General features: G+C 35.2%; 10 protein-coding genes and 2 rRNA genes. 3 read left to right on the top strand and 9 right to left on the bottom strand.

Annotated features, from left to right (window positions below):
* Together X925_RS07515 and rrf are read left to right on the top strand one after the other, a co-directional pair.
* Positions 1–108, top strand: a 23S ribosomal RNA gene (locus X925_RS07515); the annotation flags it as partial.
* A gap of 27 nt (positions 109–135) precedes the next feature.
* A 5S ribosomal RNA gene (gene rrf / locus X925_RS07510) occupies positions 136–248 on the top strand.
* 94 nt (positions 249–342) lie between these two features.
* Here the strand turns inward: rrf and nusA are convergent.
* Together nusA and rimP are read right to left on the bottom strand one after the other, a co-directional pair.
* Positions 343–1,368, bottom strand: a complete 1,026-nt coding sequence (nusA, locus tag X925_RS07505) for a transcription termination factor NusA (protein WP_012208368.1) — start codon at positions 1,366–1,368, stop codon at positions 343–345.
* A 29-nt stretch (positions 1,369–1,397) separates the two neighbouring features.
* The gene (gene rimP / locus X925_RS07500; protein ID WP_121514652.1) at positions 1,398–1,871 is read right to left on the bottom strand and encodes a ribosome maturation factor RimP; all 474 of its coding nucleotides are present in this window, start codon (positions 1,869–1,871) and stop codon (positions 1,398–1,400) included.
* A 334-nt stretch (positions 1,872–2,205) separates the two neighbouring features.
* Here rimP and X925_RS07495 point away from each other — a divergent pair, with 334 nt between their 5' ends.
* Positions 2,206–2,970, top strand: coding sequence for a TIGR00266 family protein (locus tag X925_RS07495; RefSeq protein ID WP_103065869.1), 765 nt, complete (start codon positions 2,206–2,208; stop codon positions 2,968–2,970).
* Positions 2,971–3,091: 121 nt separating this feature from the next.
* Here the strand turns inward: X925_RS07495 and msrA are convergent, their stop codons facing one another.
* The 7 genes from msrA to X925_RS07460 form a co-directional block, all read right to left on the bottom strand.
* Positions 3,092–3,613 carry a peptide-methionine (S)-S-oxide reductase MsrA gene (gene msrA, locus X925_RS07490; protein ID WP_121959599.1) on the bottom strand — a complete coding sequence of 174 codons (522 nt, stop codon included), beginning with the start codon at positions 3,611–3,613 and terminating at the stop codon, positions 3,092–3,094.
* Between the two features lie 19 nt (positions 3,614–3,632).
* Entirely contained in the window at positions 3,633–4,442 is an 810-nt protein-coding gene (locus tag X925_RS07485; protein WP_121959598.1) for a M55 family metallopeptidase, read from the bottom strand.
* A 163-nt stretch (positions 4,443–4,605) separates the two neighbouring features.
* Positions 4,606–5,598, bottom strand: coding sequence for a LacI family DNA-binding transcriptional regulator (locus X925_RS07480; protein WP_121959597.1), 993 nt, complete (start codon positions 5,596–5,598; stop codon positions 4,606–4,608).
* 23 nt (positions 5,599–5,621) lie between these two features.
* Positions 5,622–6,029, bottom strand: coding sequence for a VOC family protein (locus X925_RS07475; protein WP_158245440.1), 408 nt, complete (start codon positions 6,027–6,029; stop codon positions 5,622–5,624).
* Positions 6,030–6,068: 39 nt separating this feature from the next.
* Entirely contained in the window at positions 6,069–8,273 is a 2,205-nt protein-coding gene (locus tag X925_RS07470; RefSeq protein WP_121959596.1) for a carbohydrate-binding domain-containing protein, read from the bottom strand.
* Between the two features lie 91 nt (positions 8,274–8,364).
* Complete coding sequence (locus tag X925_RS07465) at positions 8,365–10,740, bottom strand: sugar-binding domain-containing protein (protein WP_121959595.1); 2,376 nt, start codon at positions 10,738–10,740, stop codon at positions 8,365–8,367.
* A gap of 83 nt (positions 10,741–10,823) precedes the next feature.
* Positions 10,824–11,501, bottom strand: a 678-nt coding sequence (locus tag X925_RS07460) for a methyl-accepting chemotaxis protein (protein ID WP_233187760.1), incomplete at its 5' end; no start/stop codon positions are given.

Here is an 11,501-nt window from a genome sequence, read left to right as displayed (position 1 = left end):
CTCGAGAGAGGTAAGGGCAGTTTGAGAACAAGACGTAGATAGGCCGCAGGTGTAAGTACTGAGAAGTATTGAGCCGAGCGGTACTAATAGCCCGAGGCTTTGGACGAAACTCTATGCACTTGTGAATGAGTAATAGGGGGTGAAGATAACGATACGGGAAACACCCAGAACCATACCGAACCTGACGGTTAAGCCGTATCGTGCCGATGGTAGTACGCTTTGACGTGTGAGAGTAGGTATCGCCCCCTTCCTTTTTTTTTAAAGTAATAATTATGACCTATTTGTATTTCTCACCCCTAAAAAAATACCGCATCTAATTGACTGATGCGGTATTTTTTTCACTTATTTTAATGAGTGAATATCAATTTTCCATCCAGTAATCTTTGCTGCTAATCTAGCAGTTTGCCCTCCCTTTCCCACAGCTAAAGAAAGTTGATTCTCTGGGACGTAAACAAAAGCAGTTTTTTCATCTTCGTTAAGAATTATATTTTTTACTTCAGCAGGGGCAAGAGCATGCTTTATAAAAATTTTAGGATCTTCTGAATATTCTATAATATCTACTTTTTCATTTTTTAATTCTTTCAGTAACTCACTGATTCTTGAACCTTTTTCACCGATACAAGCACCTACAGGATCAACTCCAGGCATGGAACTGACAACAGCTACTTTAGTCCGTATTCCGGGTTCCCTGACTATTTTTACAATTTTTATGATACCTTCTTCTATCTCTGGTACGATAGATGATAGTAGTTCTGTAATGAGTTCAGGTACAGTTCTTGAAACCATAATTTTTGGGCCTTTTGATGTGTTTTGAATGTTTTTTATGTAGACTTTTACAAGTTCTCCGCTTTTAAAAGTTTCTCCAGGAATTGTCTCTTTCATAGGGAGTTTAGTCTCTAATTTTCCTATTCTGATGTCAATATATTCATCACTAACCTTAATTATTTCAGCGGTTGAAATCCTATTTTTTAAAGCTACGTATTTATCAAACAAGTTTTTCTTTTCCAATTCCTTCAAATTTTGAAGTATCACTTGTTTAGCTGTTTGAGCGGCAACTCGCCTAAAATCCTTTTTAAGATTGATCTTTTTTCTTACCATTTCACCTATTTCTATTTTTGGATTAATTTTTTTAGCTTCTTCCAAAGAAATTTCTTCTTTAGGGTTTTCAACTGTTTCAACGACTTTCCATAATTGATAAACATTCAATTTTGTTAGATTTTTATCAATTTCAATTTCAACGTTTTTTGCTCCATAATTTTTTTTGTACGCACTTTTAATAGATTTAGCTATAATATCAACTAACGAGTCCCTACTTATACCTTTATCTCTTTCCAAGGCGTCTAAAGCTTCTAATAGGTTTAAGTTCAATGTTCTACACCTCCCATATCTTTCAAATTTTACAATTCAATTTCTAAATTGGCTTTGTCTATTTCGTTTAAATCGATGTTAAATAATTTTCCAGAATCTTTTTCAGTAATTTTAATTTGATCTTCCAATATATCGTCAATATAACCAATTACTACAGGATGTTTCGTCTCTTTCCCCTTTAAAATGAATTTTGCTAATTTTCCTTTGAATCTTTCGTAATCTGCTTTGCCTCTTAATTTTCTATCAAGTCCAGGGGAACTAACTACTAACTCATAACTCTTGTCAAAGAGGTCAATTTCGTCTAGCCAAGGGTCAAAGGCTTTGGAAAACCTTTCACAATCTCCTATGGACACGTATCCGTCTGCCTTATCGATCACAACCTCTAGAATTTTATTTTTATTACTACCTTTAATTAAAATATCAAAAATTTCAAGACCCAACTTAGAAGCAACATTATCGGCTTTTTCCCATATTAACTGTTTAATTTCTTTGTTGGTTAACATGGTATTCACCCCTCTCGTTCCAAAAAATATTTTTTATAAAAAAGCTCGAGGGCGAAAAGCCCTCGGCACTCATTCTGTTAATTAATTTTCTTTAAATTACCACTAATATTATATCACAAAAAAAATAAAAATCAAGACCATTTAATAAGTTCTATATTTAATTTTTTGTACAAATAATTTATAATATGAAAGAATCAAAATCGCTGTGGGGCAAAGGAGTAAAGTTCCTTTTTCCTCATGGGCGGGCAGCGGGGGAAGGGCGCTATATATCGAGTTTTCAAAATTTCTAAAGACAAAAATTCAAAAATTTTGAAATTTAAGGAGGATTTAGAAAATGGCTGATATGGTAGATTACAAAATCTATGGTGATGACATGCAATTAGTGGAAATTGAGCTTGACCCAGGTGAAGGTATTAGGGCTGAAGTTGGGGCTATGATGTATATGGAAGAGGGAATAGTTATGCAAACCAACACAGGTGGAGGTCTTTTCAGAGGCTTGAAAAGGATGATGACCGGAGAAAGCTTCTTTATAACAAATTTTGTACAAAGCGGGGAAGGCAAAGGGCATGTTGCTTTTGGTGCTCCCTATCCCGGTAAAATTGTACCGATCGATTTGATAGAGTTCAATGGGACTTTTATATGCCAAAAGGACAGTTTTTTATGTGCAGCAAATGGTATAGAAATAGAAGTAGAGTTTACAAAAAGGATAGGCACCGGGTTATTTGGTGGAGAAGGTTTCATTCTTCAAAGATTAGAAGGACATGGCTTGGCTTTTATTCATGCTGGAGGGGCTTTAATCGAAAGACAGTTGCAACCAGGTGAAATTTTAAAAGTAGATACTGGTTGTGTAGTAGGTTTTTCAAAAACTGTGAATTATGATATTCAGTTTATAGGAGGTTTTACTAATGCACTTTTTGGTGGAGAAGGTTTGTTCATAGCAACCCTCAAAGGTCCAGGAACTATTTATCTACAAAGCCTTCCGTTTTCAAGACTCGCAGACAGAATAAACGCTGCAGCAAAGTATCAGAACAAGGGAGAAAATAGAAACATGAGCAGAGGATTCATTGGCGGATTGTTCAACGATGATCGAAGATTTTGAATTATGGAAATACCAATAATAAAATAAAAATCATCATATATCCTTCTATACCCTTCGCCTTTTTAAACAACAATCTACGATTGGTTGATGAACAGAAGGAAAGTCACGTATTCCCCTTATTCTACACTAAGAATTTGATATAATCATTTTTAAAAACCCTTCTTCTGAAGTGGCAATAAGGGGCTTTTCCTGTTTTTTCATAATAATTTTGGTGGTAATCCTCTGCTTTGTAAAATTCTGAAGCTTTAGTTATCTTGGTTACAATTTTTAAACCTCTATTGATTAATTCATCTTTTACTTTTTCTGCGATTGCTTTTTGTTCTTCATTTATGTAAAATATTTCGCTTCTATATTGCTCTCCAATGTCTGGCCCCTGACCATTTTCTTGGCTAAAGTCATGAATTTCAAAAAAATATCTGACTAATGATTCGTAGCTTATTATGTTTGGGTCGTAAACAATTAAAACAGATTCTGCATGACCTGTTTTTCCACTACAAACCTGTTCATAAGTTGGATTTTCAACAAAACCACCTGTGTAACCACTGACTACGTCGATGACACCTGCGACTTTTTTAAACATGTATTCTACTCCCCAAAAACAACCCGCTGCAAAGATTGCTGTATCTGTTGGTATTTTGCTCATTTTAATCACCTCTTATTTTCTATGCTCCACATATATATGTTATCGCTAAAAGAGCTTCAAAAATCACACGATAATTGTCGCTACTTATTTTCACATTTCTTCCATCTATTCTTTCTGTTAATGGCATAGATTCCACCATATCAGCTTTTGAAGTGTCAGAAAATTCAACAATCATCTCGATGGGTGAGTTGAATGTGTAGACATCAAAATATTCTTTGTTTTTATCTATCATTTCTTTAGTTGTGCTTTTAATTTTTTCCAGTAGTTGCTTCATAGGTTTAAACTCTGCAGAGTATCTGCCTAAGGATCTTTTGGTTTCTACATAGTATAAATGTTTAAAATATGGATTCAATTGTTTTTTGAGTTTATCATCCCCAACAACCATTGCCAATGGAACGCCAAAACTACCTCCGTATGCGGCATTAATTAAAGTTTCATTCATTTCTACTTTATTGATCCAAATATTATGAATAGAGGAACTTGAATAAGTATGATCCATAGTAGAGTATTTCTCTCCAACTCCAGCATGGTAACCAAAAAAGATCATCCTATCGAAAGATTCATCTATACCGGTCATCATATAATATTTTCTTATTCCACCGCTGATTAATTTTACGTTTGGGAATTCTTCTGTGATCTCCCACGGAATGTTGTTCCCTTCCGCATGGGAATCTGACAAAGTGATCTCATGTTCTTTTAACTCTTCTAGCAAAGCTTTTAATTGCCTAACAGCATATGTTTGTTTGTAATCTTTATTATTTTTTGTGACATCGTTCCATTGTGCAATACCCCCAAGCCCTTCAAAATCAAATGAAATGTATATTTTCATAATAATCATCTCCTTATTGATGATTCTCAATGTCTTTAGAACCCATAAAACTATATATAGCGCCCCTTGCCCCGCTCCCCACCCATAAGGATAAAGAAACTTCTGACCCTTTGCCCTGCTCCCCACCCTGTAATTAATGCAATTATATCAAAAAATCATTAAATTATATTTTTCTGACTGAATCTCTAATTATTAATTTTGTTGGTAAAATAACCCTTCTTTTCACCTTACTTTCATTTTTACCTTCTAATTTTTCTATCAAAAGTTTTGCTGCGTTTAATCCCATTTCATAAACAGGTTGTCTAATGGTTGTTAGGGAAGGGTATAAATATTTAGCCAAGGGAGAATCATCAAAGCCAACTATTGAAACATCTTCAGGATAATTTAGTCCAGCTTCTCTTAGCGCTTTTATCCCCCCAAAAGCTACCCAATCATTTACAAAAAAAATTGCTGTAAAGTTTTTGCCATGTTTTTCAAGGTATTTTTTAATACCAATATATCCATCTTTTACATCAAAACCTGCAGGAATAAAGGTGACTTCAAAATCTTTTTTCTTTTGTGCAAAATTCATAAAAGCTTGCTTTCTTTCCCTGGCAGAGTATACTTCCATTAGACCTTCGACATGTAAAACTTTTCTATGGCCCATATCGTATAAATATTTTGCAATTTTCAATGAAGAGTCATAATTATCTATAGTGACAATATCCATTTTCAGTTCTGAGTTTTCTCTATCAACAGCAACAACCGGTATACCTGCTTCAATGAATTTTTCTAAACACTCTTCATCTTGATAAGTTGTGCAAACAATGACACCATCAACTTTTCTTGCGAAGAACTCTTCTAAGGCATCTTTCTCTTTTTCCAAAGAATGCCTATATGTTGAAAGGAACATTTCTAAATGATTTCGTAGAAGGACTTCTTCTATTCCTTCAGCTATCAGTCCATAATAATATGCTTTTAAGTCAGGAACCAAAACTCCAATCCCTCTGAACGAACTCCCTTTTAGGCTCTGGCTTCTGGTATAATCTAATTCTTTTATAACCTTCAAAATCTTTTTTCTTGTTTCTTCAGTAACGTTCTCGCTTCCACTGAGAACTCTAGATACCGTTGCGATAGAGAAGCCTGAAGCTTTAGCGATTTCTCTTATCGTTGCCATTTTTTTCACCTCAAGAGTTACCTTTAATATGTTTCTAAATTAAGTTCTCCCTCAATTATCTCTATTAGAATGTTATCAGGGTCTTTGAAAAAGGCAATTCTTACACCACCTTCGGCATTGGTAGGTTCCATTGTGAATTCTACACCTTTTTCTCTTAGATATTTAAAGGTTTGATCGACACTTTTTACTTTAAAAGCAAAGTGTTTTATGCCCATGTCTTTATCGTTTTGAGTTGTTAGATATTTTCCTTTTTCTGTAAAGTTGAATAATTCAAGTATTTTATCTCCCATATCAAGATAAACAATTACGAAATTCCCATTGTCTTGAACAAGCTTTCCTAAAACTCTAAAACCAAGAATATCTCTGTAAAATCCAACAGATTTTTCCAAATCGGAAACTGTAATTGCTAAATGATCGAAATTAAAATCCATAATACTCATCTCCTTATAGATGAAAATTTTCTTGCTTTTTTATTCAATAAAATTGACATTATCTATATACATTCTTCCAGCGAAGTCGCTGTTCACATCAACAAAAATTAAAAGCATATTTCTTAAATCAGTGTTGTCTTCAATATTGGGAACTGAATTTAAATCTATTTTTACCTCATAATGGTACAGGCCATCATTTGTTACAGTTGCTGAATCAAGATCTGAGAGATCAATTTGATAAGTATCGGTTGCCTGTGCCCAATAACCTGCTAATGGTGGTTGAAACGCCAAATTTATTTCAATAATTCCTTCCGAAGCTCTATCGGGAGCTAAATAAAAATCAAAAAACAAGAAATTTTTACCCCCGCGTTTTAGGCCATCCATCCAGAAATCTAAACGTGGTGCGGATGCCCACGTATCACTTGGCTTTACTTCAGGATATGCTACTTCCCAAGATAAAGCTTTTGAACCGTTGGCTTCATCTATGGTAAGAGCTGTTTGCACTGCTGAGTCACTACTCCATTTCCAACCATGACGAGTGCCATCTTCAAAATCCGAAGGTAATTTTGCTTCACCTAACGAATCATGGATAATAGGAATTTCAATTTTTTTGCCAGAAACCTTAAAATTATCCAAATAAATTACATCTGCTCCAACTGTACCTACGAAAAGGACAATATTTTGAATCGTATTGTCTGTGTCACTCGTGCCAATTGTTTCCAAGCCCGGGCTATCTTCAGCCGTAATTGTTAGCACTGCTTTGTAAGTTCCATCAGCTTGTTTGACAAAATCATTTGGGGCGAGCCTTACGGCGCGAGCAGGATTAGTCCACCAATTGTTTCCGGGCCCTTGGGGAATCGCTGCTATAGCAACAGTTGCAGGAGATTTTAAAATAACATCTATCATTATTTTTCCAGCCCCGGTAATATCGACTGCGTTACCCCAATTATCCGCAGAAATACGAAGATTGTTCCAAAATCCTCCTTCGCTAACATCATTGCTTGCATCTAAACCAGAAATTTTTAATCTATTATCCTCATTGGTCAACGATACATCAGTGACAGGACTGTCGGAATTTACTACAAAGCCTTGAGTTGTCCCATCATCAAAATCCCATAATGTTTTGTAGTAATTTGAACGGTCAATTGGTTCGTATTCTACACCTTTTATACGTGTACGAACATATTCTCCTGAAACACTTAGTTCCTCTGGTGACCATATTCGATCAGGTCCTGGATCAAGATCTGTTGCTTCAGATTCACCATATACGTATGGTGTAAATGCCGCAGATTTTTCATTTTTATTAGTAAGAGACCAATTAACCCAACTAACGTTATTGGCGTTCAAAAACTTAAGCCATTCATCTGATTCTTCTATATATGGTCCACCATCGCCGGTAGCTTCGCTTGTTCCCCATTCAGATACAAAAATAGGGGCACCGTGCTTCAATGCATAAATTGCATTTTTCATTACGTAACTATCTGGTGACGGTTTATGGGTACCTGCATAAAAATGAAGGGTGTAAACGGTATTTTGATCATCGATTGGATCATCAGCGGCTAAATCAGGTCTTTGACTCCAATTGGGATTTCCAACAATAACGATGTTTTCATTACCGTTTTCCCGAAGCATTTCAATAATAGGTTCTGCATAATCTTTTACAATTTGCCAACCGGTTTCATCATTTGGGATACCATTTGGTTCGTTACATAATTCATAGATGATATGAGGGTCATTAGGATACAATTCTGAAATTTCTTTAAAGAATTCCTGTGCTCCCTCATATATTGGATCGGTTGGATCTCCTGGTGCATGTACGTGCCAATCTACGATTACGTACATATCGTACTTCTTTGCAAGATCGATTCCTTGAATGACTCTTTTTTTGATGGTTTCAGGGTCTGTTGCGTATCCGTCTTCTCCCACATACATGGCAAGGCGAATTACATTCGCTTCCCAATCATTTGCAAGAGCGGCGAAAGCATTTTCATTTAGAATTTCGGGGAACCATTGAAGCCCGTGCGTGCTCATACCCCTTAATTGAATAGGATTACCTTCTGCATCTCCCAAAGTTTTTATCCCGTTATACTCAATAACTCGCAAAGCCCCAGCTTCCGAAGGTTTCTTCACAAGTTCGTTACCGTATAAGAAAGAATCGTCGATATTTGGCGGAATTAATACAGAATTTGCTAATAAAACCAAATTAATGGAAACTATTAAGGCCAATGCTAAAATACTCTTCATTTCTATTCACCTCCATGTTGAAGATATTTTTTTGTTTTTAAAAATTAAAAAGAATGTTGTGGAATTTAATTTATAAATTCAAATCTTTAAACTACAAATAATCAAAGGCACTTTTTATGCTAATTTCCCCTTCGATATAATTTAGAACTTTTGGATAGGAGGGGAAAAGAGCAAAGAAATTATCTTGAGAATAATTTTCCCCATTTACCTTAACGTTCACTCCCAACGCCGGTTTTTCACAACTCAATATCAAATTGTTTCCTTCTTTTTTGTATGTTATCTTTGGATCGTTTAATTTATTTTTTCTTAAATCTGCAAACAATTCGTGGTTTTCTATTATGATTTTTCCATTTTGTTTTAGAATTAAGTAAGCTATGGAGTTATCTAAGTCAATGTTGGAAATATTAAGTTGATCGATAGTAGTTACAGAATCTTCGGGCGTTTTTATGTTTGAATATTCTTTTTGCATAAGTTTTTTTCCATTTAGAGACCAAAGTTGAAATTCCAAATCAAGTTCGGTTTTAATTCCATCGTTTATCAGTGATATTATGACCTTTTCATCTTTATTTTTGGCAATCGCTAACAATTGATTATAGAATCTTTTAGTGTAAAAGTATAAAGCTTTTGGCCGTTTAAAATAATCTATTGAAGCCCAACTGAAAACAGGCCATGAGTCATTTATTTGCCAATAAAGAGTTCCGGCTGTTTTGTATTTTCTGCTTCTCCAATGTTCTACTCCTGTTTTAATAGCTTCCGCTTGGTTGAGTTGAGTTAAATAAACAATTGAATCAAAATTACTAATCAATCCGTAATGTCCATTGATGAACCTTAAGAGTCTTTCTGGGCCTTCAACTTGTTTGTTGTGATTCAACATCGTTGGAGAAAAGATTTCTTTTTCATTATCTTCGGCAAAGAAATCAATAGTTTTTGGATCTGGAGCTGCTTGAAATCCAAATTCACTTACGAACTTTGAATTGTCCCATGTATAGTATTTGTAATCTTGCCATCCTGACCAGATTTCCCAAACATGTCTATCTCCCACTTCAGAAGAGTTAGCTCTACTGCCACCGTATGGGCTCGATGGCCAGTACAGTCTCGATGGATCTTCTTGGGCACATATTTTAGGAAAATCTTCCAAATAAAGTCTATTTCCAAGATTTTTTCCATCCACTTTCAATTTGTAATCCCATTCTTCAAAGCCCCAATTATTCTCATTATTTCCGCACCAAAGGACTATACTTGGATGATGTCTTAATTTCAATACTTGATGTCTTATTTCTTCGTTTGCAAGCTTTCTAAACCAATCTATATGGTCAGGATATTCAGCACATGCAAACATGAAGTCTTGCCAAACTAATATCCCTAATTCATCACATGTGTTGTAAAATATGGGATCTTCGTAAAGGCCCCCTCCCCATACTCTCAGCATGTTCATATTGGATTCCTTCGCCATTTTGAGAAGTTTAACGTAATCACTCTCTTTTAACCAACTTAATATATTTTCAGCAGGGATCCAATTTGCGCCTTTGGCGAAGATTTTTCTGCCGTTTATCTCAAAGATAAAGCTTTCACCTTCTGAGTCATTTTCTCTCACTACCCTGACGATTCTAAAACCTATTTTCTTTTTCTCGCTGTAGATTACTTCTTTATTTTTCTTAAGTCTAAACTCAACTTTGTATAAATAACTTTCACCCAAATCGTGTGGATACCAAAGCTTTAAATTTTCTATTCTTTTAGAACCTTCAAATTTGTAATTTTCAACACTAGCGGTTACTGGTAATGTAATTACTGGATTTCCATTGAAAATGATTTCTACTTCGTAGTTTTTAGTATCTTTAATATGGGAATCAACGTAACCGGAAAAGTTAACTTTTCCATCTAAATTTTCTAAAAAAGCAGTGGAACCGAAAAGTCTAGCATCTTTATAACTTTCTATGTAAATATCTCTGTATATTCCACTGGTAGCTATTCTTGCTCCCCAGTCCCAGCCATAGGAATACTGAGCTTTTCTTATGTAAACCCTTGCGGTTTCTTCGCCGGCGTGTAATTTTCCGTAATTTTTTTCAAATCTTTTAGGTAGGTCTATTGGAGATTTAATCTCTATTCTTAAAGAATTTTCTCCAATTTTTAGAAGCTTTTTAATATCAAATCGGTATTCTATGAACATATCTTCGGTTTCTCCAACGAAATTATCGTTAAGGTAGATATTTGAAAGGGTATCCACACCTTCTAATACTAGATCATAACGTAGCTCGTCGTTTATCTCGTCTATGTAAAATTTTTTCTCATATATCCAATTTTTCCATTCTAACCTTTTGAAAAGTTTTTCATTTTCTCCAACATAAGGGTGAGGCATGAGATTCAAATCCACAAGGTCTCCTTGTACTGTTCCAGGGACGTTTCCATCAAACTCAAACTCTTTTTCATTGTCGTAAACCTTCCATTTTCCATTTAAAGATATTTGCAATTGAAATTTCTCCTCCTATTAATATTTTTTGGTACTGTCTTTAAAAACTCTAAAACTTTGTATATAGCGTCTCTTTGATGATTTTATATCTTAAAACTTCCAACTAATCCTTTTAACTCTGTGGCTAACTCACTCAACTCTTTCGCTTCTTCGTTTATCCCTATCCCTTGTTTTACTTGTTCGTCTATTACACTTCTTGACCTTTCTAGTTGTTCACTTATTTCTGTCACAGCTTTCGCTACCCTGTCCATCGCTGTGCTCATCTCTTGTGCACTCGCACTTTGTTCCTCTGCACTTGCCGTCATGTTTTCTATCCCTTGGTCCATCCTTTCTATCCTTTCTTTTATACGATTGAAACTTTTCTGTACATTCTCCATCTTTTCGTTTATTTCTCCTATCGTTCCTACTACCTTGTTCGTCGATTCGTTTACTTTGTTCGTACCTTGCGTTATGTTGGTTAGTATTTCAGATATTTCATCCGTTGCATTTCTTGATTCTTCTGCTAACTTCCTTATCTCATCTGCTACAACTGCAAATCCTCTTCCCGCTTCCCCTGCCCTTGCCGCTTCTATCGCTGCGTTTAGTGCCAACAGGTTTGTTTGTTCCGTTATCGAGTTTATCGTTTCTACTATACTTTGTACGTTCTTGGCGTTGCTTGCGAGTGTTTCTACTTCTTTTTGACTTTCTTTCGTCCTTTCTACCGCTTCTTTCACAGCTTGACTTATGCTTTCTATCGTTTTGCTTCCTTCTTCTGCAGCTTT

Origin of the sequence: Petrotoga sp. 9T1HF07.CasAA.8.2 (assembly GCF_002895585.1) — a bacterium.
Taxonomy (GTDB): Bacteria; Thermotogota; Thermotogae; order Petrotogales; family Petrotogaceae; genus Petrotoga; species Petrotoga mobilis.
Note: the sequence above shows the minus strand (reverse complement) of the source record. Positions and strands in the feature narration are given on the sequence as shown.

Coding starts and splice junctions, on each gene's coding strand:
- rimP (WP_121514652.1), bottom strand. CDS start 1,871: ATGTTAACCAACAAAGAAATTAAACAGTTAATATGGGAAAAAGCCGAT.
- X925_RS07495 (WP_103065869.1), top strand. CDS start 2,206: ATGGCTGATATGGTAGATTACAAAATCTATGGTGATGACATGCAATTA.
- msrA (WP_121959599.1), bottom strand. CDS start 3,613: ATGAGCAAAATACCAACAGATACAGCAATCTTTGCAGCGGGTTGTTTT.
- X925_RS07485 (WP_121959598.1), bottom strand. CDS start 4,442: ATGAAAATATACATTTCATTTGATTTTGAAGGGCTTGGGGGTATTGCA.
- X925_RS07480 (WP_121959597.1), bottom strand. CDS start 5,598: ATGGCAACGATAAGAGAAATCGCTAAAGCTTCAGGCTTCTCTATCGCA.
- X925_RS07475 (WP_158245440.1), bottom strand. CDS start 6,029: ATGGATTTTAATTTCGATCATTTAGCAATTACAGTTTCCGATTTGGAA.
- X925_RS07470 (WP_121959596.1), bottom strand. CDS start 8,273: ATGAAGAGTATTTTAGCATTGGCCTTAATAGTTTCCATTAATTTGGTT.